At 65.7% G+C, this 24477-nt stretch carries 25 protein-coding genes; 10 read left to right on the top strand and 15 right to left on the bottom strand.

From position 1 onward, the window contains the following. The 8 genes from P1X14_RS11255 to sdhC form a co-directional block, all read right to left on the bottom strand. Window positions 1-257 (bottom strand): hypothetical protein (locus tag P1X14_RS11255; RefSeq protein ID WP_277315462.1); only part of this gene is annotated, 257 nt, incomplete at its 3' end. Between the two features lie 13 nt (window positions 258-270). Further along, window positions 271-1263, bottom strand: coding sequence for a C13 family peptidase (locus tag P1X14_RS11260; RefSeq protein ID WP_277315463.1), 993 nt, complete (start codon window positions 1261-1263; stop codon window positions 271-273). Between the two features lie 133 nt (window positions 1264-1396). Then, the gene (locus P1X14_RS11265) at window positions 1397-1672 is read right to left on the bottom strand and encodes a hypothetical protein (RefSeq protein ID WP_277315464.1); all 276 of its coding nucleotides are present in this window, start codon (window positions 1670-1672) and stop codon (window positions 1397-1399) included. A gap of 71 nt (window positions 1673-1743) precedes the next feature. Next, complete coding sequence (locus P1X14_RS11270; protein WP_277315465.1) at window positions 1744-2220, bottom strand: alpha/beta hydrolase; 477 nt, start codon at window positions 2218-2220, stop codon at window positions 1744-1746. Continuing rightward, complete coding sequence (locus P1X14_RS11275) at window positions 2111-2728, bottom strand: alpha/beta hydrolase (protein ID WP_277315466.1); 618 nt, start codon at window positions 2726-2728, stop codon at window positions 2111-2113. The genes P1X14_RS11270 and P1X14_RS11275 overlap by 110 nt, the downstream gene beginning before the upstream one ends. Window positions 2729-2788: 60 nt before the next feature. Next, window positions 2789-4591 carry a succinate dehydrogenase flavoprotein subunit gene (gene sdhA, locus P1X14_RS11280; RefSeq protein WP_277315467.1) on the bottom strand — a complete coding sequence of 601 codons (1803 nt, stop codon included), beginning with the start codon at window positions 4589-4591 and terminating at the stop codon, window positions 2789-2791. Further along, a complete protein-coding gene (gene sdhD / locus P1X14_RS11285; RefSeq protein ID WP_277315468.1) occupies window positions 4591-4980 on the bottom strand; it encodes a succinate dehydrogenase, hydrophobic membrane anchor protein in 390 nt (129 codons plus the stop codon). Before sdhD ends, sdhA begins: the two co-directional genes overlap by 1 nt. Next, entirely contained in the window at window positions 4973-5395 is a 423-nt protein-coding gene (gene sdhC / locus P1X14_RS11290; protein WP_277315469.1) for a succinate dehydrogenase, cytochrome b556 subunit, read from the bottom strand. The genes sdhD and sdhC overlap by 8 nt, the downstream gene beginning before the upstream one ends. A 221-nt stretch (window positions 5396-5616) precedes the next feature. Here sdhC and P1X14_RS11295 point away from each other — a divergent pair, with 221 nt between their 5' ends. From P1X14_RS11295 to P1X14_RS11310, 4 genes are read left to right on the top strand one after another with little or no spacing between them, the layout of a single operon-like run. Then, a complete protein-coding gene (locus tag P1X14_RS11295) occupies window positions 5617-6942 on the top strand; it encodes a methyl-accepting chemotaxis protein (protein ID WP_277315521.1) in 1326 nt (441 codons plus the stop codon). A gap of 16 nt (window positions 6943-6958) precedes the next feature. Further along, complete coding sequence (locus P1X14_RS11300; RefSeq protein WP_277315470.1) at window positions 6959-8299, top strand: methyl-accepting chemotaxis protein; 1341 nt, start codon at window positions 6959-6961, stop codon at window positions 8297-8299. Window positions 8300-8336: 37 nt separating this feature from the next. Then, window positions 8337-9041: an SDR family oxidoreductase gene (locus P1X14_RS11305; RefSeq protein WP_277315471.1), complete on the top strand. Its 705-nt coding sequence runs from the start codon at window positions 8337-8339 to the stop codon at window positions 9039-9041. Further along, window positions 9041-10018, top strand: coding sequence for a 50S ribosomal protein L11 methyltransferase (locus P1X14_RS11310; protein WP_277315472.1), 978 nt, complete (start codon window positions 9041-9043; stop codon window positions 10016-10018). The genes P1X14_RS11305 and P1X14_RS11310 overlap by 1 nt, the downstream gene beginning before the upstream one ends. Window positions 10019-10057: 39 nt before the next feature. Here the strand turns inward: P1X14_RS11310 and phhA are convergent, their stop codons facing one another. Then, the gene (phhA, locus tag P1X14_RS11315) at window positions 10058-10924 is read right to left on the bottom strand and encodes a phenylalanine 4-monooxygenase (protein WP_277315473.1); all 867 of its coding nucleotides are present in this window, start codon (window positions 10922-10924) and stop codon (window positions 10058-10060) included. A 24-nt stretch (window positions 10925-10948) separates the two neighbouring features. Between phhA and P1X14_RS11320 the strand changes: the two genes are divergently transcribed. Beyond that, on the top strand, window positions 10949-11617 hold the full coding sequence (locus P1X14_RS11320; protein WP_277315474.1) for a TIGR02117 family protein: 669 nt from the start codon (window positions 10949-10951) through the stop codon (window positions 11615-11617). Further along, the gene (locus P1X14_RS11325) at window positions 11608-12324 is read left to right on the top strand and encodes an alpha/beta fold hydrolase (protein ID WP_277315475.1); all 717 of its coding nucleotides are present in this window, start codon (window positions 11608-11610) and stop codon (window positions 12322-12324) included. The genes P1X14_RS11320 and P1X14_RS11325 overlap by 10 nt, the downstream gene beginning before the upstream one ends. On the opposite strand, the gene P1X14_RS11330 is transcribed toward P1X14_RS11325, so the two are convergent. Next, window positions 12321-12620: a hypothetical protein gene (locus P1X14_RS11330; RefSeq protein ID WP_277315476.1), complete on the bottom strand. Its 300-nt coding sequence runs from the start codon at window positions 12618-12620 to the stop codon at window positions 12321-12323. The genes P1X14_RS11325 and P1X14_RS11330 overlap by 4 nt on opposite strands. Window positions 12621-12630: 10 nt before the next feature. After that, window positions 12631-13635, bottom strand: a complete 1005-nt coding sequence (locus P1X14_RS11335) for a glycerophosphodiester phosphodiesterase (RefSeq protein WP_277315522.1) — start codon at window positions 13633-13635, stop codon at window positions 12631-12633. 125 nt (window positions 13636-13760) lie between these two features. Here P1X14_RS11335 and P1X14_RS11340 point away from each other — a divergent pair, with 125 nt between their 5' ends. Both P1X14_RS11340 and P1X14_RS11345 read left to right on the top strand, forming a co-directional pair. Then, window positions 13761-14669, top strand: a complete 909-nt coding sequence (locus tag P1X14_RS11340; RefSeq protein WP_277315477.1) for an XdhC family protein — start codon at window positions 13761-13763, stop codon at window positions 14667-14669. Continuing rightward, window positions 14656-15282: a nucleotidyltransferase family protein gene (locus tag P1X14_RS11345; RefSeq protein ID WP_277315478.1), complete on the top strand. Its 627-nt coding sequence runs from the start codon at window positions 14656-14658 to the stop codon at window positions 15280-15282. The genes P1X14_RS11340 and P1X14_RS11345 overlap by 14 nt, the downstream gene beginning before the upstream one ends. On the opposite strand, the gene P1X14_RS11350 is transcribed toward P1X14_RS11345, so the two are convergent. The 4 genes from P1X14_RS11350 to P1X14_RS11365 are packed head-to-tail and all read right to left on the bottom strand — an operon-like array spanning window position 15251 to window position 19976. After that, window positions 15251-16459: an ABC transporter permease gene (locus P1X14_RS11350; protein ID WP_277315479.1), complete on the bottom strand. Its 1209-nt coding sequence runs from the start codon at window positions 16457-16459 to the stop codon at window positions 15251-15253. The two genes, P1X14_RS11345 and P1X14_RS11350, sit on opposite strands and share 32 nt — an antisense overlap. Then, the gene (locus tag P1X14_RS11355; RefSeq protein ID WP_277315523.1) at window positions 16459-17142 is read right to left on the bottom strand and encodes an ABC transporter ATP-binding protein; all 684 of its coding nucleotides are present in this window, start codon (window positions 17140-17142) and stop codon (window positions 16459-16461) included. The genes P1X14_RS11350 and P1X14_RS11355 overlap by 1 nt, the downstream gene beginning before the upstream one ends. 19 nt (window positions 17143-17161) lie before the next feature. Next, window positions 17162-18562 (bottom strand): efflux RND transporter periplasmic adaptor subunit, encoded by a 1401-nt coding sequence (locus P1X14_RS11360; protein WP_277315480.1) that lies wholly within the window; start codon window positions 18560-18562, stop codon window positions 17162-17164. Next, window positions 18555-19976, bottom strand: a complete 1422-nt coding sequence (locus P1X14_RS11365) for an efflux transporter outer membrane subunit (protein WP_277315481.1) — start codon at window positions 19974-19976, stop codon at window positions 18555-18557. The genes P1X14_RS11360 and P1X14_RS11365 overlap by 8 nt, the downstream gene beginning before the upstream one ends. 166 nt (window positions 19977-20142) lie before the next feature. Here P1X14_RS11365 and acs point away from each other — a divergent pair, with 166 nt between their 5' ends. Both acs and P1X14_RS11375 read left to right on the top strand, forming a co-directional pair. Continuing rightward, window positions 20143-22080: an acetate--CoA ligase gene (gene acs / locus P1X14_RS11370; RefSeq protein ID WP_277315482.1), complete on the top strand. Its 1938-nt coding sequence runs from the start codon at window positions 20143-20145 to the stop codon at window positions 22078-22080. Window positions 22081-22379: 299 nt separating this feature from the next. After that, window positions 22380-24419: a M13 family metallopeptidase gene (locus tag P1X14_RS11375; RefSeq protein ID WP_277315483.1), complete on the top strand. Its 2040-nt coding sequence runs from the start codon at window positions 22380-22382 to the stop codon at window positions 24417-24419. Window positions 24420-24477 lie beyond the last annotated feature (58 nt).

The raw sequence follows: 24477 nt of genomic DNA on the forward strand, positions 1-24477 counted from the left end.
GCCAGTGGCGCGGGTGCGGGCGGCGGCGCAATGGCTGGACGCGGGGCGGGGCGGGCGAGCGCCGCCTTGCCTTCGCGCCATTCCAGCATGCGCTTGACCACGAACGACAGGCCGAAGGCGAGCAACACGCCGAGGCCCGCCTGGATCAGCCGGTTCTTGAATCCGCCGGGCAGCACCTTCTGCACCGCGGCGGGGATCTGATTCTCCAGATCACCCGGAATCAGCTTCGCCAGCAGGGTTTCCGGCGGCGAAGACACGACTCCGATCCCGTTACCGCTTCAGCGCTTCGACGGCAGGCTTGCCGACGGGCTGGGTCGCGACCTTGGGCATGCGCGTCTCGAGCGGCTTGAGCCAGCTGTCGACATTTGCGCCATAGCTGATCTGCGGGTTGCTCGGTTGGAGCCCGGCACCCGATTCCCAATCGGTGATCAGCCCGTGCGCTTCGTCCGCCGCAGCGCGCAGCGGCTGGGGCTTGCGCAGGCCATGATTGATCATCGCGTCGCCGAAGAAGGTCCAGTCATTCTCGGCCATGCAGCCGAACGACGGACGGCTGTCCGACGCGGCGGTGAACAGTGCGGTGTCGGGGCTGGCGAGCGCCGGTACGAAGATGCCCGAATAGCAGGCCGACAGGATCAGCACGCGGCGCTTGATGCCCAGTTCGTCCAGCACCTCGGCGAAGCGCTTGGGTGTGAGCAGGCCGAAGCCTTCGTCGCCGTCATGATAGGCGATGCCGATCTGCGCGCCATGGCTGGTCGAATAGAGGACGAGCACATCCTCTTTCGGGTCCATCACCTCGGCGACGCGGGCCAATGCGAGGTTGAGCGATTCCATGCTGCCCAGCGGAAGCTCGCTGGGCGCCGCGCCGGTGGAGCCGGCCAGCACGATGGTGCGGCCGGTGGCGCCATAGCGGCGCGACAGGACCTTGCCCGCCTCGCGCGTTTCGCGGCCGAACACCGGATCGCTGTCGAGCGCGATGGCGATGACATAGACATCGACCACGCCCTTGCGCTGCGGCTGGATCGCGGCGAGCGCACGGGTGAGGCGGCGATGCTCGGCAAGCGACCAGCGTGCAGGGCGGCCGCGTTGCAGTTCGGGGCCGCGATCGAGGCTGGCGGTGCGCTGGCTCTGCGAATTGCCGCTGACGATGCCGGGCCAGCCATCGCGGTCATGCTGGGGCGGGGTATAGGTCTGTGCGATTGCCGCGGGGGCCAGCAGCGTTGCGGCCAGGACCCCGAACAACCGCGCGAAACCGGCCAAACGCATATACTGCCCCCGAAATTGGTTAACGCCGCCAATCTCGTGTCGCAGGCGGCGAAGTCAAGCGGGGAGGAGGGCCGAGGGGTCCGATTGCGGGACCGGTCAGGAGCGGCGCGACTTCAAGATGCGGGTGGAGAGGCTACCATTCCTCGGATTCGCGGCGAAGGCTCAGCCAGGCGATCGCGGCCGCAGCAGCCATCGCCAGCCAATAGGCGAGGAAGAGCGGGATGAAGACGAAGGGCCCAAGCTCGAACATCGTGAACTGACCAAGCAGCACAACGCATAGCGCGAAGACGGTGAGGGCAGGCGACAGGATGCAGGCATGGCCGGGCGAAACGCGCAGCCTGATCAATATGCCGGCAAACACGGCGCCGATCACGGTGCCGCAGAGCAGGATCATCCAGAAACCGAACATCGCCACTCCCCGCCTTGCGGTCCCCGGGCCTTGCGGTTCCCGGCAGCCGCGATGGTCTGATACACCCGATCCTATCCCGACGCACTGCCGTCGAGCCGGTAGACCCGCTCGGGGCGGATCGTCGTCCGGCCGTCGATCTCGGAATCCTCGATATTGGCCAGCACGCTGACGATGTCCGCCGTCGCCTGTGCGTTGTTGATATAATAGGAGTGGCGCGAGAGCGGGTCGGCATCCTGTGCGATGCGGCTGCAATCGACGATGATCACCTTCTTGGGCAGCAGGTCGAGCATGCGCGGCCCTTCCGATCCCAGCCGGTCCGGATTGGCCTTGGTCGTGTCGGAGATCAGCAGCGCGCGGTCGCTGCGGTTATAATAGACGGTGATGCGGCGGGCGAGCGTGGGCAGGACGCGCAGCTTGTCCTCATGCTCGAACGTGTCGTCATCCTCGTCGGCGGCGGCCAGGATGACCTGATCGAACATGCGCACCAGCTTGGTCGGTTCCTTGGCGCGGATCGCCTGCACGCCCTGACGCAGCACGTAATTGCCCATCGAATGCGCGAGCAGATGCAGGCTGTGGTCGCACAACAGCCGCTCGCCCGGCGCGAGCGTCCTCGCGGTCGCTGTAATAGGACATGTACGGCACCGCCTTGCCATCGGATGGCCAGCTGAAGACGACGACATTGGTGTCCTTCGCGATCCCGACGCCGAGCCGCGCACCTGCGTTCAGCGCCTCGATGAACGAGACGTTGAAGCCGTGGATATAGATCAGCGTGTCGCGGCCCTTAAGCATCTCGTCGCGCAGATCGTCGAGGAAATTGCTGCTGCCGATCGGTTTGGCGGTGCCGCCGTCCTTGCTGATCTGCTGGTCGTCATAGACGTCGACTTTGGTCAGCCGGGGTGCCGGACCGCCGATATCGAACAATGCCTGGCCGAATCGCAGGCCCGCAACGCCATCCGGATTGAATTGCGGTCCGAATATCGCCTGTTTGTTTTCAGGGATATAGTTGCGATTGGTGACGAAATAGATCCGAAGTTCAGCCATGTTCCGCTCCCCCACTGCGAAATAGTGGGCGGGAGCGTGGCTGGACTCGAATCATTTCAAGTCGAGAATGGAGCTTTAGTAAACGCGTGCCTTCGGCTCGATGTACGTCGCGTCGTCGGTCAGCGTGTATTCGTGGACCGGACGGAAATCGAGAACCGTCGAACCGCCCTTGCCGCCCCAGCCTTCGAAGGTGGCAGTGGTGTGCTTCATCCAGTTCTTGTCGTCGCGGTTCGGATAGTCCTCGTGCATGTGCGCGCCGCGGCTTTCCTTGCGGTTCTCGGCGCCCTTGATCGTAACCAGCGCCTGGCCGATCAGATTGTCGAGCTCGAGCGTCTCGACCAGATCGGTGTTCCAGATCAGCGAACGATCGGTCACGCCGATGTCCTGCATGCCCTGATAGACCTTGTCCATGTGCGCGACGCCTTCGGACAGAAGCGCGCTGTCGCGGAACACGGCGCAGTGGCGCTGCATCGTCTTCTGCATGTCGGCGCGGATCTGCGCGGTGGGCGTGCCGCCCTTGGCGTTGCGGAAATGGTCGAGCCGTTCGAGTGCGAATGTTTCCGAACCCGCGGGCAGCGGGGCGTGCGGCGAATTGGGCTTCACGATCTCCTTGAGGCGGAGACCGGTCGCGCGGCCGAACACCACCAGATCGATCAGCGAGTTGGAGCCGAGGCGGTTTGCGCCATGGACCGACACGCAGGCCGCTTCGCCGACCGCGAACAGGCCGGGGACGACCGCATCGGGATCGCCGTCGCGCAGCTGCACGACTTCGCCGTGATAGTTCGTGGGAATGCCGCCCATATTGTAATGGACCGTCGGGGTCACCGGCAGCGGCTGGCGGGTGAGATCGACGCCCGCGAAGATCTTGCCGGTCTCGGTGATGCCCGGGAGGCGCTCCGCCAGAACCTTCGGATCGATATGGTTCAGGTGGAGGTAGATGTAATCCTTGTCCTTGCCGACGCCGCGGCCCTCGCGCATTTCCATCGCCATCGAGCGCGCGACGACGTCACGGCTGGCGAGGTCCTTCGCCGAGGGGGCATAGCGCTCCATGAAGCGCTCGCCTTCGGAGTTGGTCAGGTAACCGCCTTCACCGCGCGCACCCTCGGTGATGAGGACGCCCGCGCCGTAGATGCCGGTCGGGTGGAACTGGACGAACTCCATGTCCTGCAGCGCGAGGCCGGCGCGCAGCGCCATGCCGTTGCCGTCGCCGGTGCAGGTATGGGCCGAGGTGGCCGACTGGTACACGCGGCCGCCGCCACCGGTTGCAAGCACGACGGCGTGCGAACGGAAGCGATGGATCGATCCGTCTTCCATGCACAGTGCGATCACGCCACGGCAGGCGCCGTCTTCCATGATCAGGTCGAGCGCGAAATATTCGATGTAGAAGTCCGCGTCATACTTCAGGCTCTGCTGATAGAGCGCATGGAGCATGGCATGGCCGGTGCGGTCGGCCGCGGCGCAGGTGCGCTGCACGGGCGGGCCGGCACCCATATTCTGCATATGGCCGCCGAAGGGGCGCTGGTAGATCGTGCCATTGTCGTTGCGGCTGAACGGCACACCGGCATGTTCGAGTTCATAGACCGCGGCAGGTGCCTCGCGGACCATATATTCGATCGCGTCCTGATCGCCGAGCCAGTCCGACCCCTTCACGGTGTCGTACATGTGCCACGACCAGTGATCGGGCGTGTTGTTGCCGAGGCTCGCCGCGATGCCGCCCTGCGCCGCAACCGTGTGGCTGCGCGTCGGGAACACCTTGGTGATGCAGGCGGTCTTGAGGCCGGCTTCGGCCGAACCCATGGTGGCGCGCAGGCCCGAGCCGCCTGCACCGACCACGACCGTGTCGTAGCTGTGATCGATGATCTTGTAGGCGGTCGGCATCAGGCGGGCACCACCGGCGTGAAGGCGATCTTGAGGATCGAGAAGATGGCGAGGCTCGCCACCGCGATCGAGAAGAGGTTGACCAGCACGATCAGCGCCACGCCATTCTCGTTATGGACATAATCCTCGATCACCACCTGAAGCCCGAGGCGGAAATGATAGGCGGTGACCGCGACCAGCAGGATCATCGGCACGGCGGCGATGGTCTCGCGCAGCCAGGCAGTGAGCGTTGCATAATCATGCGCCGGGAGCAGGGCGATGCTGAACATCAGCCACAGCAGCAGCACCAGATTGGCGCCGGCGGTCAGCCGCTGATGCCACCAGTGATGCGAACCTGCGTGCGCCGAACCCAGTCCGCGCACCTTGCCGATGCTGGTGCCGTTACCCATTGAGCTTCTCCAGAATGACGTACCAGAATGCCAGCGTGGCGATGACCGAGACGGCGAAGGTGGCATAGGCACTGGCCTTGTTCGCCTTCAGTTCGAAATTGTCGCCCGCATCGAGGAAGAAATGGCGGATGCCGCTCGCCATGTGCTGGAACAGCACGAAGGTGAGGCCGATGCCGAACACATAGCCGACGATGTTGAGATCGCCCGACTGCTTGGTGAACAGATCGATGAACTTCGCATAGGCGGGTTCGCCATAGCTCATCGCGATCAGCCACCACACGAACAGGATCGTGCCGACCGTGGCGAGGCCCGATCCGCAGACGCGATGGACGATCGAGACCGCCATGCCGGGCCCCCATTTCCAGATGGTCAGATGCGGCGAGAGCGGACGCTCTTCGTTGCGGACATTGGCCAAGGCGCAGTTCCCCTGTGGAATTCTTGCCGCCTCCATTAGTCCGGCGCGCGTCCGATGCAAGCCGCAACGTCCCTGCATGTTTGCGCATAGGTTAACTAACCCGGCCTTAACCAGTTTCGTGGATAGCTCAGGAGCACGACCGCGGTTCATGCCGCGTGCAATGGGGAAATGATTCCGTGACCAGCGCCTCGAAGACCGAAACTCTGCCTGCACCGGGCACCATGGCCGCGCGGATCGACGTGCGTGCGCGCCTGCGAATCTTCGATTTCGACAATTCGCTGATCAAGTCGGCCCGCGCCGTGTGGGACACGCTGGAACCCGAGATTCGCCACGTCAGCGACGCCTATTGGCAGCAATGGCTGCGCTGCTTCGCCGACGAGCGTAACTGGGCGCCGCAGGAAACCGAGAAGATGGTGGATGTGGGCGTGGTGTTCCTGCGCAACCGCTTCCTCGACACCCAGGGCAATGCCTGGATCGAATCGATCGAGCGTTCGGTCGCCGCGGCCTATGCCGAGGATGTGCCGCCGCTGGCCTTGCTGTCGATGATCAACGCCAGCGACCGTGCCGCACTGGAAGTGCTGATGCGCCGGGTGGGCAATGACGACTCGCGGCTGCCTGCGCTGATCGACACGCTGATGCGGCTCTCGGCGCTGGAAGGCGACATCACGGTCGAGATCTACAATATGTATCGCGAGCATAGCGCGCAGGTGGCGCGCGACCGGCTCGCGCTGGATTTCCGTGACTCGATCGGCGCGACCGTCGAGCGGGCGTCGCGCGAAGGCGATCAGCTGCGCGTGCAGGCGGTGCATACTTCGGCATCGGCTCGCGGCATGCTGGGCAAGGCTTCGGAAGTTGCCGCGGCAGCCGAACAGTCGGCCGTGGCGATGCGCGAAGCGGCGCAGACCGCAGCGGGCCTGATCCGTGCGATCGAGGATGCGCGCACCGAAGTGGAAGCCGCAGCCGATATCGCGACCCGGGCATCGAGCCAGGCGGGGGCGGCGGTCGGCATGTCGGAAATGCTTTCCGAGCACGCCAAGTCGATCGAATCGATTCTGGGCCTGATCCGCGACATTGCCGGGCAGACCAATTTGCTGGCGCTGAATGCGACGATCGAAGCGGCGCGTGCCGGCGATGCGGGCCGCGGCTTCGCGGTGGTTGCGCAGGAAGTGAAGAGCCTTGCCAACCAGACCGCGCGTGCGACCGACGATATCGCTGCCAAGATCGCGGCGATCCAGTCGGCGACGAAGTCGACCGTGGAAACCAATGCGTCGATCCGTTCGACCGTGACCGAGGTTCAGGAAAGCGCCAACCGCATCCGCACCGCGATGGAAGTGCAGGCGCAGACGGTGACTGCGATCACCGCGGCCGTGGACGAAACGGCGCTGGCCGCGGACTCGATGTCGGCCACCATCGGCGCGATCCGCGAAGATACCGAGACGGTCGCTTCCGAGATCGACCAGGTCGGGCAGGGCTTTGCCGCGCTCGACGGTCAGCTGGGCAGCCTGAAGACGAGCGCCGGCGATTTCGTCGCCAAGGTCGCCGCATAACCGGAGAGGGGTTCGAATGACCCAAAGCGTGAAGCAGTCGCTGTCCGAAAGGCTGGCGCGGTACGATTGGGATGGAAAGCTGGCCGAGGGCGCAGCCGAAGTCGCGGTCGCGCTGGAGGGGCATTACGAAGAGATTTCCGGAATTTTCTGGCGCCAGTATCTGAACGATCCCGCCACCGCGCATATCCGCGCGGGCTTCAGCGAACAGCGCGTGGCCAAGCAGGTCGCCAAGGGCGCGCGCTATGCCCGCGCCAAATTCACCCGGCCGTTCGGCGACGAATGGATGCTGATGGCCTGCGATCATGCCGAAAAGGCGCATCAGGCGGGCGTGTCGCTTTCGGCGCAGCTGGCCGCGGTCTCCTGTTCGCACAAGGCGACGATCGACGCGATCAGCACCTATGTCGGCGGGGATGCCGAACATGCCAACCGGCTGAGCGACGTGGTCCAGCGGCTGGCGCTGGCCGAAGCCGATATCCTCTTCGCGCGCACCCGCGAGCTGGAACATGAAGCTGCAAGCGACGAGCGGCGCGAGCGCTATGGCCGGTTCCGCGAGACGATTGCGGGCACGATCAGCGGCGCGGCCGATCTGGGCAATCGCATCCGCGTGCAGGCACAGGGCGCATCGACGTCGGTCCGCGGCATGCTGGGCAAGACTTCCGAAGTGGCTGCGGCTGCCGAACAGTCGGCAGTGGCGATGCGCGAAGCGGCTTCGACCGCGGCGGGGCTGATCCGCGCGATCGAGGATGCACGGATCGAAGTGGAATCGGCGGCGGACATCGCGACCCGGGCCTCGAGCCAGGCGGGCGCGGCGGTCGGCATGTCGGAAATGCTTTCGGAGCACGCCAAGTCGATCGAATCGATCCTGGGCCTGATCCGCGACATTGCCGGGCAGACCAATTTGCTGGCGCTGAACGCGACCATCGAAGCGGCGCGTGCCGGTGACGCGGGACGCGGCTTTGCGGTCGTCGCGCAGGAGGTGAAATCGCTGGCCAACCAGACGGCGCGGGCGACCGACGATATCGCGGCCAAGATCGCGGCGATCCAGTCGGCGACCCGCTCGACTGTGGAAACCAATGCGTCGATCCGCTCGACCGTTACCGAGGTGCAGGAAAGCGCCAACCGCATCCGTTCGGCGATGGAAGTCCAGGCGCAGACGGTGACGGCAATTACCGCGGCGGTGGACGAAACGGCGCTGGCCGCAGACTCCATGTCGGCCACCATCGGCGCGATCCGTGAGGATACCAAGTCGGTGACCAGCGAGATCGACGAGCTGCAGCGCGACGTCACCGAAGTGGACGACCAGCTCCACCAGCTGCACGACGCGACCGAGAAATTCTCGAGCAGCGTGGCGGCGTAACTTTCGCCGGGAGGACGAAGGGGTTAGGGGACTGCGAATGTCCCAACCCCATATCCTCGTCACCGGCAGCAGCCGGGGCATCGGTGCCGCGATCCTCGCATCGCTCGAAGCCGCAGGTGCGCGCGTCGCCGGACACAGCACCAGGGTCGGTATCCCTGCCGATTTCTCCGACAATGCTGCACCCAAGCAGCTCTGGCAGGCTGCGCTCGACCGGCTCGACGGGCGGATCGACGTGCTGGTCAACAATGCCGGCATCTTCGAAGCCGCGCCGATCGACCTCGACGATGACGAATGGGTCACGGCGTGGGAGCATACGATGCAGGTCAACCTGACCGCATCGGCGCAGCTTTGCCGCTTCGCGATCCGCCACTGGCAAAGCGAGGGTCGCGGCGGCCGGATCGTCAACATCGCCAGCCGCGCCGCCTATCGCGGCGACAGCCCGGCGCACTGGCATTATGCCGCGTCCAAGGCGGGCATGGTCGGCATGACCAAGAGCATCGCGCGCGGCTATGCCGGGCAGGGCATCCTTGCTTTCACGATCTGCCCGGGCTTCACCATGACCGGCATGGCCGAGGATTATCTGGAGAGCCGCGGCGGCGACAAATTGCTCGCCGATATCCCGCTGGGCCGCGTGGCCGATCCCGAGGAGGTTGCGACCATGGCGAAATTCTGTGCGCTCGAGGCGCCTGCATCGATGACCGGTGCGGTGCTCGACGTGAACGGCGCGAGCTTCGTAAGATAATGGGTAGCTGGAAAGTCACCTTCCCCTGCACCCGCGACGAAGCCGAGGCGATCGACTTCGAAGGCGCGGAACTGCTCGGCCTCGACCCTTCGCCGGTGCTGTTGACCAGCGAGACGATCCCTGACGATCATGCCAGCTGGCAGCTCGAAGCATTTTTCGAGGGAAAGCCGAACAGCGGCATGATCGCGGCAGTGCAATCGCTGGTGCCCAGCAGCAACGGCGTGAAGCCGGTGATCGAGAAGATCCGCGATGCCGATTGGGTGACGATGAGCCAGGCGGGGATCGAGCCGGTCCATGCCGGGCGCTTCTATGTCCACACCGAAACCAACAAGGGGCGCGTACCGGCGGGCGCGAAGGCGTTCCGGATCGATGCGGGCCTGGCCTTCGGCACTGGCACGCACGAGACCACCAGCGGATGCCTGATGACGCTCGACGCGCTGAAACTGTCGGGCGTGCGGGTGCGCAACCTGCTCGATCTGGGCACCGGCACCGGGCTGCTCGCCTTTGCCGCGATGCATTTATGGCCGCGCGCCTATGCGACGGCTTCGGACATCGATCCGCGCTCGATCGAGGTGACGGCGGAGAATGCCCGCATCAACGGCGTGGCGCTGGGCGGCGGGGTGAACCAGCTCGCGCTGGCCGCGGCTCCGGGGATGCAGCATCCGCTGCTGATCGGCCGGGCGCCCTATGACCTGATCGTCGCGAACATCCTGGCCGGACCGCTGATCGAGCTGGCGCCGCATGTCAGCATGGCGCTGGCCGAGGGCGGGACGCTGATCGTGGCGGGCCTGCTCAAGGGACAGGCGGACGCGGTGGCGCATGCCTATCGACGGCAGGGGCTGCGGCTGGCCGGTCGGATCGACAATGGCGAATGGCCGACGCTGCGGCTGGTGAAGCGCGCGCGCTATGGCGCCGGGCGCGTGACGCGGCCGGGACCGAGCGGCGTGGGTGAAGCGCCGGGATTCGGGAGCTGGTGATTTCTTCTCCCTCTCCTGTCTTCGCTGGAGAGGGTAAGGTCAGGCCTTGCTCGTCGCATATTCCTGCGTGCCCCGGGTGATCACATCATCCCCCGGCACGATCTCCGCGACCGGGATCTCGGGCAGCGCCAGTACTTCTGCGTAGAGTGGTGCGAAATCGGTCTCCACCGTTACGCGCAGCAGTTCGTCGAACGACGGGATCACGAAGTAATTCTGCTGGAAATCGTCGATCCGGTATTCGGTGCGCATCACCCGCTTCAGGTCGAAGCCGATGCGGTTGGGGCTGTCGCTTTCCAGCGCGAACCGGCTTTCGGCGGAGCTGGACACGATCCCCGAGCCATAGATGCGCAGGCCTTCCGGCTCTGCGATCAGGCCGAATTCGACCGTGTACCAGTAAAGGCGCGCAAGATTCGCCAGCGCACCCAGCTCCATCGCGCGCAGCCCACCCTGGCCATAGGCGACCAGATAATCGGCGAACACCGGATCGGCGAGCATCGGCACATGACCGAACACGTCGTGGAACACGTCGGGTTCCTGAAGATAGTCGAGCTGATCGGGCCGGCGGATGAAATTGCCTGCGACGAAGCGGCGATTGGCCATGTGATCGAAGAACACGTCGTCGGGCACCAGCCCGGGCACCGCCACCACCTGCCAGCCGGTCAGCTTCATCAGCCGCTCCGACAATTCCTCGAAATTGGGGATGCCCGATTCGGACAGGCGCAGCGCGTCGAGGCCCCTGAGATAGGTCTGTGAGGCGCGGCCGGGCAGCAGCTTTGCCTGGCGCGCGAACAAAGTGTCCCAGGTGGCATGTTCTTCGGCGGTGTAATGCTGCCAGTCCTGGGGTATCGTCCAGTCGGGGGAAGCGCCTTCGGGCGGGCGATCCAGTACGTGCGTATCCTTTGCCATCGTGGCGGCATAGCAGGGGGAACGATGCTGCGAAACGGACTCGCGATGCTGTGGCGCTGGACATTCCGGCTGTTCGCGCTGCTGATGCTGGTTGCCGGCTCCTATGCGCTGGCGGTTGCGGTGGGGGCGAGCTACCCCGCCAATCGCGGCTGGGTGATGGCCAATAGCGGCGTGCGCATCCATGTGATCGACAATGGCATCCACACCGATCTGGTGCTGCCGCTGGTGGCCGAGGGCGTGGACTGGCGCGATCTGGTGAAGCCTGAAGACATCGCCGATCCGCGGCAGGCGGCGCAGAGCCATATCGCGCTGGGCTGGGGCGATCGCGATTTCTATCTCAACACGCCGAGCTGGTCGAAGATCGATCCGCAGCGGACCCTGGCCGCGCTGACCGGGCGGGGCAGCACCGTGCTGCACGTCGTCCATCTGGCCGAACCGCCGCGGATGCCGCAAATGCGCACGATCCTGTTGCGGCCCGAGGAATATCACCGCCTCGCCGCGTTCGTCCGCGGAACCTTTGCCGAGGGTCCGAGCGTTCGTGGCTATGGGTCGAACGATGCCTTTTACCCGGCGAAGGGCGGGTATAGCGCGATCAACACCTGCAATGCCTGGACGGGCCAGGCGTTGCGCGCAGCGGGCGTGACGATGGGCAGCTGGACGCCCTTCCCCTTCGGAGTGATGCGATGGCTGTAACGGTACGCGACGAAACCCATGCCCCCTCGCCGCTGGCGTGGATGCTGGAACCGGCGCGGGCGGCATGGAACGTCGCCGAGCTGATGCTGGCGCAGGAGCAGCTCAAGGCCGCGCCGCGCGGCGACGGGCGGCCGGTGCTGCTGCTGCCCGGGCTGTTCAATTCCGACCGGTCGAACTTCGTGATGCGCGGCTTTCTGGAAAAGCTGGGCTATCGCGTGTTCGGATGGGAGCTGGGCCGCAATTTTGGCGTGCGTGCCGTGGGTCCCGAAGCCGAGCGGCTGATCGCGCGGATCGAGGCGATCCGGGACGAGACCGGCGAAAAGGTGACGCTGATCGGCGTGTCGCTGGGCGGGATCATGGCCCGGCTGGTGGCGCATCGCCGCGGCGATCTGGTACGCGAAGTGATCACGGTCAGCTCGCCCTATGCCGGGCCGCCGACCGCGACGAATGTGTGGAAAGCGTTCGAACTGATCACCGGCGAGAAGATCGGCGACGATCAGGTGAAGGCGCGATCCGCCGAAGCTGCGGCGCCGCTGCCGATCCCGACCACCGCGATCTGGAGCCGCAGCGATGGGCTGGTCAACGGCATGATCTGCCGCGACGATAACTGCCGCGCGATCGAGATCACCAGCAGCCATATGGGTGTACAACTGAAGCCCGAGACGTTGCTCGCGATTGCGGACGTGCTGGCGGGAACTAAAGCCTAGCGGTCGCGCCGGTTTCCGCCGGGGTGGGCGACAAAGCCTTCATAGGGGCCGCAGTCGCGCGGGTCCCTCTGGCAGCGCTTTTCGTGGGCGCGGCGCTCGCGGCCTTCGCGTTCCTCGGCTTCGCGCATCTTGCGGCCATAGTTGCGGTCGGATTCCGACTGGCTGGTGGTCGCCATGTCGACCACCTTGCCGCCGGCCTTCACCGGAAGCGTGACCACGTCGAGCGCGGTCTTGGCGATGCAGCCGCTCAGCAGCAGCGAGGAACCGGCCAGCGCCGGCAGAAGAAACAAGCGCATGATAGCCCCCTCAACGCGCGGCGGACTGATACGTCTCCCGCGCCTGGAACCCTATGTACGGGTAATCCGTGAAGAATCCGTCCACACCAAGTTCAAGAAAAGACAAGATTTCGGCACTCAGCCGGCCATGCGCGGCCATGTCGGTGCCGGTGCGGAAGGCAGGGTTGAGGAACAGGTTTTCCGCACGGAAGGTCCAGGGATGGACCTTCAGTCCCGCGGCATGCGCATCGGCGACCAGCGAGGTGGCGGGACCGGTCGCGCGCAGGATCATCGCCTTTTCCGGGCCGATCCCATAGGCATAGGCGGCCACCGCGCGCAGCCCCTCGGGCGTGATCATCGCCTTGTAGCTGGGGAAGCTATTGTCGGCGGGGCCGTCCGACGCGGCCATCAGCTGGATCAGGCGGACGCGGGTCATGGTGTGAAGCCGCCTGAGGTTCTCGACCTCGAACGACTGGATGAAGACCGGCGCATCGGCGCGGTTCCAGCCCGCCTTTTCCAGCGCATCGACCAGCCGCTGCTCGAGCGGCAGGCCGATCGACGCAAAGTAAGTGGGGTGCTTGGTCTCGGGATAGATGCCGATGGTGCGGCCGGTCTCGGCGCTTGCCTTCTTGGCGAGGGCAATCACTTCCTCCAGCGTCGGGATCGTCGCCTGTCCGTCATAGGCGGTGTTGCCCTTGCGTAGCTGGGGCAGCCGCTCCTTGGCGCGCAGCGTCTTCAGTTCGGAAAGGAGGAAATCCTCGGTGAACCAGCCGGTCATCTTCACGCCGTCGATCGTCTTGGTTGTCTTGCGATCGGCGAATTCGGGATGCGCGGCGACATCCGTCGTGTCGGTGATGTTGTTCTCGTGCCGGGCGACCAGCGCGCCGTCCTTGGTGGGCACCAGATCGGGCTCGATGAAGTCTGCGCCCTGCTTGATGGCAAGTTCGTACGAGAGCAGCGTGTGCTCGGGCCGCTCGCCGCTCGCGCCGCGATGGGCGATCAGCAGGATCCTGGGCTGTTTCGCGGGTTCCGCCATGGTCTGTGTCTGCACTCCGGTACACGCCTGCGCCAGCAGCAATAACGGCACCCAAATCAACGATCTCGCCATTCGGCTCTCCTCTGGCTAGCACGGTTAGCGAGCGTGGATGACAGGAGCGAGACTTGGCCGACAATGACAGCGTTTTAACGGCTGCGCGCGCGTGGAAGGGCGGCAGGCTGGCGCTGGCGACGGTGGTTTCGACCTGGGGATCGGCGCCGCGGCCGCGCGGCAGCCATATGCTGGTGCACGAGGATGGGCGGTTCGAAGGATCGGTTTCGGGCGGATGCGTGGAAAGCGATATCCTGGCGACTGCCGCGGAGGTGATCGCGGGCGCGCCGGCGGTGCTCAAGGCCTATGGGGTCGAGGACGCTTCGGCATGGGAAGTCGGCCTGCCCTGCGGCGGGCGGATCGAGGTGCTGGTGCAGTCGGTATCCGATGCCGGGTTCGCGCCGGACCTGTTCGATGCGATCGACGCGGCGCGGGGGCGTGGCGAGACGCTGGAGGTGGCCACTGATCTGGCAACCGGGCTGAGCGGGGCGGGGGGCGAATTCGTCAATCGCTACGATCCGCCGCGCCGCCTGCTGATCGTCGGCGCGGTGCAGATCGCGCAGGCGCTGGCGGGGCTGGCGCGCGAACTGGGCATTTCGACCGTCGTCATCGATCCGCGAGGGAGATTTCTGACGCCCGAGCGGTTTCCGCATGTGATGCTCGACGATCGCTGGCCCGACGAGGCCGTTACTTCGCTAAGGCCCGATCCCGCGACTGCCGTGGTGACGTTGAGCCATGATCCCAAGATCGACGATCCCGCGCTGATCGCCGCGCTCGCGAGTGGGGCCGGCTATGTCGCGGCACTGGGATCGCGGCGGAGCCATGCGGCGCGGCTCGAACGGCTCGCGGCGGCAGGCGTTTCGGCCGAGGATCTGGTGCGGATCGAGGGACCGGCGGGGCTGGCGCTGGGCGCGATCGGGCCGGCCGAGATCGCTTTGTCGATCGCGGCATCGATGGTGAAGACCTTTCATGATCGCGGCTGAGCGGGTCGCGCTGGTGCTGCTGGCGGCAGGCCGCTCGCAGCGGTTCGGCGACGGCGACAAGCTGGCCGAGCCGTTTCTCGACAAGCCCTTGGCCTATCATGTGGTGACCGCGCTGGAAGGCGTGCCGTTTCTGGCGCGGATCGCAGTCGTGTCGGACACCGCGCTCGACTTCGCGGCGCGGGGTTATCGCGTGGTCGAGAATCCCGATCCCTCGCTGGGGCAGGCACGGTCGCTGTGTCATGGCGTTGCCGTGGCGAAGGAGCTGGGTGTGGAGGCGGTGCTGGTGGCGCTGGCGGACATGCCACGCGTCACCGCCGGCCATATCTATCGCATGCTGGATCGCAGCGACGGGCCGGACGTGGTCGTCGCTTCCAGCGACGGCGTGCAGCCGATGCCGCCCGCTCTGTTCGGCCGCGACCGGTTCGACGACCTCCTCGCGCTGACCGGCGATCAGGGCGCGCGCGATCTGATCCGGGGCGGTCACCATGTGGTGACCAGCCCCGCCGAACTGGTCGATATCGATACTCGGGATGACCTGCAGCGGTTGCGCGAAGCCTATGGGCTGCCGAGCGACGGCAGCCCTATTCGTGCCGAAGCGCGTCGATCGGGTTGAGGCTCGCCGCGCGGCGGGCGGGGAAATAGCCGAACACGATGCCGATCAGCGCCGAGATCAGGAAGGCGATGATGTTGATCTGGGGATCGAACATCCATTGCACCTGCATCACCGGCGCAAGGCCTGCGACGACGCCCTGAGCCAGTAACAGCCCGATCAGCCCGCCAAGGCATGACAGCACCACGGCTTCGGTGAGGAACTGCAGCAGCACCTCGCTGGCTACCGCACCGATGGCGAGGCGGATGCCGATCTCGCGCGTTCGCTCGGTGACCGACACCAGCATGATGTTCATGATGCCGATGCCGCCCACGACGAGGCTGATCCCCGCCACGGCGGTGACGATCTGGGTCAGCAAGGTGGTTACGCCGGTCAGCGTCGCGCTGATCTGCGCGGTGTCGAAGATGTTGAAATCGTCCTGCTTGCCGCCGGTGATGTTGCGCCGTTCGCGCAGCAGGCTGGAGATCGAGTTCTGGACCTGCTGGCTATCGTAGGAAGGATCGGTGCCGACCAGCATCAGGCGGATATCGCGATTGCCGGTGAAGCGGCGCTGGACCTGCTTGATCGGCATGATCACCACATCGTCCTGATCGCCGCCGAACCCGGCCTGACCTCGGGTCGAGAGCACGCCGATCACGTCGCACGAAATGCCGTTGACGCGCAGCCTTGTGCCGACCGCGCTGCCGCCGCGATAGAGATTGGTGCGCACGGTATTGCCGATGATGCACACGCCCTTGCCGGCCTGTTCCTCGGCCGTGGTCCACAGGCGGCCTTGCACCAGCGGCCAGGGCTGGACCTGGAAGAAGGCTGCGGTGGTGCCGTTGATCGTGGTCGACCAGTTGGCGCCATTGTAGATCGCGGTCGCGGTGGTCGACGCCTGCGGGGCGACGGCGGTGATGCCCTCGACCTGCTCGCGCACGGCCTCGACATCGGCTTCCTCGAAATCGGGCGGGCGGGGGCCGCCGCCGCCACGGCCGAAGCCCTGACCCGGACGGATCTGGAGGATATTGGTGCCCAGGCTCGCCACCTGATCCTGCGCGGCCTTGGTGGTCGCCTTGCCCAGCGTGACCATCGCCACCACCGCGGCGACGCCAATAATGATGCCGAGCGTCGTCAGGAAGGAACGCAGCTTGTGCCGCGAGATCGATCGGATCGCGAGGATCAGGGTGGTGCCGAACATCAGGCGGGAACTCCCTGCTTGCCTTCGATCCGTTCCACCAGACCGTCCTTGAAATGGATGATGGTGCGCGCGAACGCCGCCATGTCCGGCTCGTGCGTGACCATCAGCACGGTGATGCCGCTGTCGCGATTGAGGCCGGTCAGCAATTCCATGATCTCAACCGAACGCTCCGAATCGAGATTGCCGGTCGGTTCGTCGGCCAGCAGCACGTCGGGGCTGGTGACGATGGCGCGGGCGATCGCCACGCGCTGCTGCTGCCCGCCCGAAAGCTCGGCGGGGGTATGGTCCCACCAGTCCTTCAGCCCGACCTTGTCGAGCGCGGCCATCGCCGTCTCGCGCCGGGTCGTCTTGGAATCGCCGCGATAGAGCAACGGCAGCTCGACATTCTCCAGCGCCGAGGTGCGCGAGAGCAGGTTGAAGCCCTGAAACACGAAGCCGAGATATTTGCGCCGGAGCAGCGCACGCTGGTCGCGGTCGAGCCGCTCGACATGCACATCCTTGAACAGGAACTCGCCGCCCGAAGGCACGTCGAGGCACCCGAGGATGTTCATCGTCGTCGATTTGCCCGATCCCGATGGCCCCATCACCGCGACGAAATCGCCGGCCTGGATATCGAGATCGATGCCCTTGAGCGCCTGGAACTCGGTCGGGCCGGAACCATAGACCTTGGTGACGCCGCGCATCCGGATCAGCGGCGACGCATCAGCCACCGGTGCCACGCTGGCCTCCGCTCTGGCCGCCCTGACCGCCCGAGCCCGAACGGCGCTGGCCGCTGCCGCTGCTCTGGCCGGTGCTGCCGCTGGCGAGCTGGCCGGTGATGACCTTCATGCCGGGCTTCAGGTTGCCGCCGGTCACTTCGGTGACCGATCCGTTGGTATCGCCGGTGGTGACCTGGATCGCCTGCGGCTTGCCGTCATCGCCCAGCACATAGACGGTCTGCTGCGCACCGCGCTTGGTGGTCGCGGTCTTCTCCGCATTGCCGCGCCGGTTGGGGCGGGGCGGGGCGAGCGCGCCGGTGATGCCGCCGGACGAGCTGCTGCTCGCCTGCGGGGTGGCGGGCGTGAAGCGCAGCGCGGCATTGGGCACCAGCAGCACGTTCGGCTGCGCCTTGGTGGTGATCTCCGCGGTCGCGGTCATGCCCGGGCGCAGCTGCTGGTCCGGATTGGAGACGCTCAGCGTGGCGGCATAGGACACGACCTGACTGCTGGTCGTGCTGGTGCTGGTCGAGCTGCTCGATTCGGCCGACAGGTTCGATCCGAGGTCGACGCGGGTGATCCGCGCCGGGAAGGTGCGGCCGGGGAAAGCGTCGACGGTAAAGGTCGCGGGCTGGCCGTCCTTCACTTCGCCGACATCGGCTTCGTCGATCGCAACCTGCAGTTCCATGTTCGACAGATCCTCGGCGATCACGAACAGGGTCGGCGTGTTGAACGATGCGGCGACCGTCTGGCCGGCATCGATCTGGCGCGCGAGCACCACGCCATTGACTGGCGATCGGATGACCGCGCGGTTGCGCTGGGTCTGGTTGGACGACAGCGCGGCGCGGGCGGACACGACGTTTGCCTGCGAAGCGCGGACATTGGCGATGGCGCGGGCGAGCGCGGCCTGGGCCTGCTCCATCTCGACCTTGGCGGGGACGCGTCCACCCGACAAGCGGCTGACTTCCTGAAGCCGGGCGAGCTGGGCCTGCGCCTCGGCGACGGTTGCCTGGTTCTGCGCGACGGTTGCCTGTGCCGCGTTCAGCGCGGCAGCACTCTGGGTGATGGCGTCGTCGAGGCGCGAGGTATCGAGCACCGCCAGCGCCTGACCCTTGGTCACGCGATCGTTCACGTCGACATAGACGACCTCGACCAGACCCGAGAGTTCGGAGCCAACCTGCACCTGATTGGTCGGCGCCAGCTTGCCGGTGGCGGAGACGGTGACGGTCAGATTACCGCGCTCGACGTCTTGCGTGGAATATTTCACTTCTTCGGAGCCGCCGAAGTAGCGCGCCAGCAGGAAGATGGCGGCGATCAGCACCACCCCGGCGATCAGCCATTTCAGGTAACGGCGCCACCATGGTGCCGGCTTTGCGCCGAGGAAATCGTCGAGCTTCTGGTCAGCCATTGGTACCGCCCGTTTCGGGAATGGAGGAAATGTCCCAACCGCCGCCCAGCGCCAGATAGAGCTGGATCAGAGCGGTCGCCTGGTCGGCCCGCGCCTGGGCGAGACCGTTGCGTGCCGAGAGCAGTTGCGACTCGGCGGTGTTGAGCGTGGTGAAATCGGTGAGGCCCGAGCGGTATTGCATCCGCGACAGGATCGCCGAGTTGTTGGCGGCCTCATAGGCAATCGCGAATTGCTCGGCGCGCTGCTGCGCGGCGTTCAGCGCGACGATGGCGTTCTCGACGTCCTCGAGGCCGGTAAGGATGGTCTGCTTGTAGGTGAGGAACGCGCCTTCGGCCGCGGCCTCGTTGGAACGGACCTGGCTGCGCAGGCGGCCGCCGTCGAAGATCGTCTGGGCAAGGCTGGCGAACAGCCGTCCGCTGATCGCGTCGAACAAGGTGGAGAGCGCGCCGCCGCCCGAATTGAGGCTGCCGCCGATCGAGAGTGCGGGATAGAGCTGGGCCTCGGCCACGCCGATCCGCGCGGTGGCGGCGGCGAGATTGCGTTCGGCCGAACGCACATCGGGGCGCTGGCGCAGCGTATCGGCGGGGATGCCCACCGCGATGCTGGCCGGGCCGGCGGGGATCGGACGAACCGTTTCCATCTGGGCCTTGAGCGCGCCGGGCGCCTGCCCGGTCAGTACGCCGAGCCGCGAGACGAAGCCGTTATAGCTGGCTTCGATCGAGGGGATCGTCGCGGCGGTCTGGGCGCGGGAGGCGCGGGCCTGTTCGCCGTCGAGCGACGAGACGAGACCCGCCTGAACGCGGAAACCGGCGATCTCCAGATTGTCGTCCTGGATGGCGAGGCTGTCGCGCGCATTGGCGAGCTGCTGCTGCGCGAGGCGGGCGAGGACATAGTTGCGCGCGATCTCGCCCTGCACCGAGATCAGTACGCTGGCATAATCGAACTTCGCCGCGTCGAATGCCGCGCCCGATGCCTCGATCCCGCGGCTGACTCCGCCGAACAGATCGAGCTGATAGCTGGCGTCGGCGCCGATCGAGAAACTGTCATTCGCGCCGGAGAAATTCTGGCCTGCCACGTTCACGTTGCGCGAATAGCCGGCCGATCCGCTGATCGTGGGCAACAGCGACGCGCGCGACTGGACCAGCGACTCGCGGGCCTGACGCAGCCGGGTGACCGCCACCGCGACATCGAGATTGGCGGTGCGCCCTTGCTCGACCAGCTGGCCCAGCATCGGATCGTCGAACTTCGCCCACCAGCGGCCGAGATCCTCGGGATTCTGCTGGTTGGCGGCGACCGACCATGCATCGGGCACGCCGAGTTCGGTCGCGCTCTTGGGGCGATAGTCCGGGCCGGTGGCGCACGCCGAAAGCGGCAGCGCGGCGACGAGGAGCAAGGTGATCGGGCGTTTGATCATGGGGGCTAGATGGTTTCGAACGCCATTGGGTTCCACAAAAACTATGTCGCAGTTTGTCGCAAACGTTGCTGGACTGCGGATCGGAGCGTCGCCGTAACGGAAACAGCGCCTTGCGCACCGGGGATGCATGGGCAAAGAGCAATCAACCCAGAGCTGGAGAATCCATGTGAGTGAGAGCGTCTATCCCGTTCCGAACGAATGGACGCGCCGCGCACGGGTGAACGCCGATGGCTATGAGAAGCTCTATGGCCGCTCGATCGCCGATCCGGGCAGCTTCTGGCTGGAACAGGCGCGGCGGCTCGACTGGATCAAGCGCCCCGAACTGGCCGGCGACTGGTCGTTCGACGAAAGCGATTTCCACATCCGCTGGTTCGCCGACGGCAAGCTGAACGTCGCCGCCAACTGTATCGACCGGCATCTGGCGAAGCTGGGTGATCAGACCGCGATCATCTGGGAACCCGACGAGCCTTCGGAATCGCCGAAACATTTCACCTATCGCCAGCTTCATGCCGAGGTCTGCCGCTTCGCCAATGTGCTTAAAGGCCAAGGGGTGAAGAAGGGCGACCGCGTCACCGTATACATGCCGATGATCCCCGAGGCGGCGTTCGCGATCCTGGCCTGTGCGCGGATCGGGGCGATCCATTCGGTGGTGTTCGGCGGTTTCTCGCCCGAAGCTCTGGCCGGCCGCATCACCGATTGCGACAGCGCGGTGGTGATCACCGCCGACGAAGGCCGCCGCGCGGGCAAGAAGGTGCCGCTCAAGGCCAATGTCGATGCCGCTGCCAAACATGCGCCGGCGCTGGAAAAGGTCATCACCGTCCGCGCGACCGGCGGCGAGGTGGCGATGACGCCCGGCCGCGACATCTGGTATCACGAGGCTGCGGCGCAGGTTTCGGCCGATTGCCCGGTCGAGCCGATGGGCGCGGAAGACCCGTTGTTCATCCTCTATACCTCGGGTTCGACCGGCAAGCCCAAGGGCGTGCTGCATTCGAGCGCGGGCTATCTGCTCTGGGCCAGCTACACGCACGAACTGGTGTTCGATTACCGTCCGGGGCAGGTCTACTGGTGCGCGGCGGATATTGGCTGGGTCACCGGGCACAGCTATATCGTCTATGGTCCGCTGGCGAACGGCGCGACGACCCTGATGTACGAGGGCGTGCCCAACTGGCCCGACGCCAGCCGCATCTGGCAGGTGGCCGACCGGCACAAGGTCGAGATCCTCTACACCGCCCCGACGGCGCTGCGCGCGCTGATGCGCGAGGGCGATGAGTATGTCGCGAAGACCTCACGCAAGACGCTCAAGCTGCTCGGCACGGTCGGCGAGCCGATCAATCCCGAGGCATGGCGCTGGTATCACGAAGTGGTGGGCGAGGGTCGCTGCCCGATCGTCGATACCTGGTGGCAGACCGAGACCGGCGGCGCACTGATCGCGCCGCTGCCCGGGGCGACCCCGCTCAAGCCGGGCAGCGCGACGCGTCCGCTGCCGGGCGTCGATCCGCAGATCGTCGATGCCGAGGGCAATGTGCTGACCGGTCCGACCGAAGGGAATCTGTGCATCGCACGCAGCTGGCCGGGGCAGATGCGCACCGTGTGGGGCGATCACGAGCGCTTCTTCCAGACCTATTTCACCACCTATCCGGGGAAGTACTTCACCGGCGACGGCTGCCGCCGCGACGAGGATGGCTATTACTGGATCACCGGCCGCGTCGACGACGTGATCAACGTGTCCGGGCACCGCATGGGCACCGCCGAGGTGGAATCCGCGCTGGTGCTGCATCCCAAGGTGGCCGAGGCCGCGGTGGTCGGCATGCCGCACGACATCAAGGGGCAGGGCATCTATGCCTATGTCACGCTGAACGCCGGCTGCGAGGCGACCGAGGAACTGCGCATCGAGCTGCGCAACTGGGTCCGCACCGAGATCGGGCCGATCGCCACCCCCGACGCGATCCAGTTCGCGCCGGGCCTGCCCAAGACCCGATCGGGCAAGATCATGCGCCGCATCTTGCGCAAGATCGCCGAGGGGGATGTGTCGTCGCTGGGCGATACGAGCACGCTGGCCGATCCGAGCGTGGTGGACGATCTGGTGGCGAACCGGGTGGGTTGAATTTCAATCCTCCCCCGCCAGGGGGAGGTGGCGCCGAAGGCGACGGAGGGGGAGGACTCCCCAACCTCTGTTCTGGAATCCTCCCCCTCCGTCAGCTGCGCTGACACCTCCCCCTGGCGGGGGAGGATTTTTAAACTGAGTCTGCCCGGACATTTACGCGAAACGATCGTCTGTGACGGCGTTCGCTCCACCTGATCCCGGTCCAGCCGCGTTTCGTCCATACGCCTGCGACGAACCGTTGCCGGGCATCGGGCGGGCCGATATAGTTTCATAAGACACTTTCCAGAGGGGCTGTCCGCATGAAGTTCAAGACCTTTGCTCGCCTCACCGCGGGCGCCGCTTTGCTGGCTATTTCGATGCCGGCGCTCACCCAGTCGGTGCCCTCGGGCCCGCGTTACGGCAGCTTCGGCGTCGATCTGACCACGATCGACACCAGCGTGAAGCCGGGCGACGATTTCTGGACCTACGTAAATGGCGGCTGGGACAAGCGCACCGAGATCGCGGCCGACCGCGCCAGCGCCGGTTACGGCGTCAAGCTGACCGAAGAAGCCGAGGTCAATGTCCGCAAGATCCTGGACGACATGGCCGCCAACCCCGCCCAGTTCGGCGCCAAGGGCAAGCAGATCGGCGATTTCTACGCCAGCTGGATGGACGAGGCGGGAATCGAAGCGCGCGGCACCGCGCCGCTGAAGCCCTATCTCGACCGGATCAACGGCGCCAACGACAAAGCCGCGCTGCAGGTGCTGTTCGCCAGCGTCGGTTATCAGTCGCCGGTCGGCCTGGGCATCATCCCCGATCTCGCCGATCCGTCGCGCTACACGGCGGCGGTCGGTCAGGGCGGTCTCGGCATGCCGAGCGACTATTATTTGCTCGAAGGCGAGAAGTATGACGGCTTCCGCAAGGCCTATCGCGCCTATATCCAGCGCATCCTCGAACTGACCGGCGTCGCCGACGCATCGGCCAAGGCCGACACGATCTTCGCGCTGGAAACCGCGATGGCCAAGGTCCACTGGACCCCGGTCCAGAGCCGCGACATCGCCAAGCTGAACGATCCGCAGAGCCTTGAGGGTCTCGAGAAGAAGGCGCCGGACTGGGATTGGGCGCTGCTGCTCAAGACCGCGGGCGTCGATTCCTCGCCGACGATCCTGATGACCCAGAACACCGCGGTGACCGCGCTGGGCAAGATCTTCAACGAGACTCCGGTGCAGACGTGGAAGGACTATCTGACCTTCCACTTCGTCAGCAGCAACGCGTCCTATCTGCCCAAGGTGTTCGACGACACCCGCTTCGGCTTCTATTCGACCACCCTGTCGGGCGTGAAGACCAAGCGCGAGCGCTGGAAGCGCGGCATCCAGATGGTCAACGGCGCGCTGGGTGAATCGGTCGGCGAGATCTATGTCGCCCGCCACTTCCCGCCCGCGGCGCAGAAGCAGATGGGCGAGCTCATCGAGAATCTGCGTGGCGCCTACAAGGAGCGGATCGAGAAGTCGTCGTGGATGGACGAGGCGACCCGCGCCGCCGCGCTGAAGAAGCTGGCTGCGTTCGAACCGCGCATCGGCTTCCCGGAGAAGTATATCGACTATTGGTCGCTGGCGATCGATCGGGGCGATATCCTGGGCAATGTGATGCGCAGCGGCGAATTCGAGCATCAGCTCGAGCTGCAGCGTTTCCCCAAGCCGGTGGACCGCACCCTGTGGAGCATGACCCCGCAGACGGTGAACGCCTATTACAACCCCCTGGCGAACCAGATCACCTTCCCGGCCGCGATCCTGCAGCCGCCCTATTTCGACATGAATGCCGATCCGGCGGTGAACTATGGCGCGATCGGCGCGATCATCGGCCATGAAATGGGCCATGGCTTCGACGATCAGGGCAGCATGTTCGGCCCGACCGGCAAGTTCGAGAATTGGTGGACCGAAGCGGCAAAGACCGCGTTCAAGGCGCGCACCGCCGCGCTGGGCGCCCAGTTCGATGGCTATGAGCCGCTACCCGGCCTGCACATCAAGGGTGCGCTGACCATGGGCGAGAATATCGGCGATCTGGGCGGCGTCGAGGCGGCCTATGGCGCGTACCAGCGCTATCAGGCGACGCACGGCAAGGCGAAGGTGATCAACGGCCTGACCGGCGATCAGCGCTTCTTCCTGTCCTATGCCCAGGCCTGGCAGAGCAAGTCGCGCGACGATGCGCTGCGCAACCAGGTGCTGACCGACCCGCACTCGCCGGCCAAGTATCGCGTCAACGGCATCGTCCGTAACGTCGACGCCTGGTACGTCGCGTTCAACGTGAAGCCCGGCGACAAGCTGTACCTCGCGCCGAAGGATCGCGTGAAGATCTGGTAAGCCTGGCTACCGGTTGAGATGAGAACGGGGCGTCGCACGATGGTGCGGCGCCCCCTCT

Origin of the sequence: Sphingomonas sp. AOB5 (assembly GCF_029433115.1) — a bacterium.
Taxonomy (GTDB): domain Bacteria; phylum Pseudomonadota; class Alphaproteobacteria; order Sphingomonadales; family Sphingomonadaceae; genus Sphingomonas.

What these genes read in the sequence shown, in the direction of transcription:
- P1X14_RS11260 (WP_277315463.1), bottom strand. Translation starts at nt 1,263, where the DNA reads ATGCGTTTGGCCGGTTTCGCGCGGTTGTTCGGGGTCCTGGCCGCAACG.
- P1X14_RS11265 (WP_277315464.1), bottom strand. Translation starts at nt 1,672, where the DNA reads ATGTTCGGTTTCTGGATGATCCTGCTCTGCGGCACCGTGATCGGCGCC.
- P1X14_RS11270 (WP_277315465.1), bottom strand. Translation starts at nt 2,220, where the DNA reads ATGGGCAATTACGTGCTGCGTCAGGGCGTGCAGGCGATCCGCGCCAAG.
- sdhA (WP_277315467.1), bottom strand. Translation starts at nt 4,591, where the DNA reads ATGCCGACCGCCTACAAGATCATCGATCACAGCTACGACACGGTCGTG.
- sdhD (WP_277315468.1), bottom strand. Translation starts at nt 4,980, where the DNA reads ATGGGTAACGGCACCAGCATCGGCAAGGTGCGCGGACTGGGTTCGGCG.
- P1X14_RS11295 (WP_277315521.1), top strand. Translation starts at nt 5,617, where the DNA reads ATGGCCGCGCGGATCGACGTGCGTGCGCGCCTGCGAATCTTCGATTTC.
- P1X14_RS11300 (WP_277315470.1), top strand. Translation starts at nt 6,959, where the DNA reads ATGACCCAAAGCGTGAAGCAGTCGCTGTCCGAAAGGCTGGCGCGGTAC.
- P1X14_RS11305 (WP_277315471.1), top strand. Translation starts at nt 8,337, where the DNA reads ATGTCCCAACCCCATATCCTCGTCACCGGCAGCAGCCGGGGCATCGGT.
- P1X14_RS11310 (WP_277315472.1), top strand. Translation starts at nt 9,041, where the DNA reads ATGGGTAGCTGGAAAGTCACCTTCCCCTGCACCCGCGACGAAGCCGAG.
- phhA (WP_277315473.1), bottom strand. Translation starts at nt 10,924, where the DNA reads ATGGCAAAGGATACGCACGTACTGGATCGCCCGCCCGAAGGCGCTTCC.
- P1X14_RS11320 (WP_277315474.1), top strand. Translation starts at nt 10,949, where the DNA reads ATGCTGCGAAACGGACTCGCGATGCTGTGGCGCTGGACATTCCGGCTG.
- P1X14_RS11325 (WP_277315475.1), top strand. Translation starts at nt 11,608, where the DNA reads ATGGCTGTAACGGTACGCGACGAAACCCATGCCCCCTCGCCGCTGGCG.
- P1X14_RS11330 (WP_277315476.1), bottom strand. Translation starts at nt 12,620, where the DNA reads ATGCGCTTGTTTCTTCTGCCGGCGCTGGCCGGTTCCTCGCTGCTGCTG.
- P1X14_RS11335 (WP_277315522.1), bottom strand. Translation starts at nt 13,635, where the DNA reads ATGGCGGAACCCGCGAAACAGCCCAGGATCCTGCTGATCGCCCATCGC.
- P1X14_RS11345 (WP_277315478.1), top strand. Translation starts at nt 14,656, where the DNA reads ATGATCGCGGCTGAGCGGGTCGCGCTGGTGCTGCTGGCGGCAGGCCGC.
- P1X14_RS11350 (WP_277315479.1), bottom strand. Translation starts at nt 16,459, where the DNA reads ATGTTCGGCACCACCCTGATCCTCGCGATCCGATCGATCTCGCGGCAC.
- P1X14_RS11355 (WP_277315523.1), bottom strand. Translation starts at nt 17,142, where the DNA reads ATGCGCGGCGTCACCAAGGTCTATGGTTCCGGCCCGACCGAGTTCCAG.
- P1X14_RS11360 (WP_277315480.1), bottom strand. Translation starts at nt 18,562, where the DNA reads ATGGCTGACCAGAAGCTCGACGATTTCCTCGGCGCAAAGCCGGCACCA.
- P1X14_RS11365 (WP_277315481.1), bottom strand. Translation starts at nt 19,976, where the DNA reads ATGATCAAACGCCCGATCACCTTGCTCCTCGTCGCCGCGCTGCCGCTT.
- P1X14_RS11375 (WP_277315483.1), top strand. Translation starts at nt 22,380, where the DNA reads ATGAAGTTCAAGACCTTTGCTCGCCTCACCGCGGGCGCCGCTTTGCTG.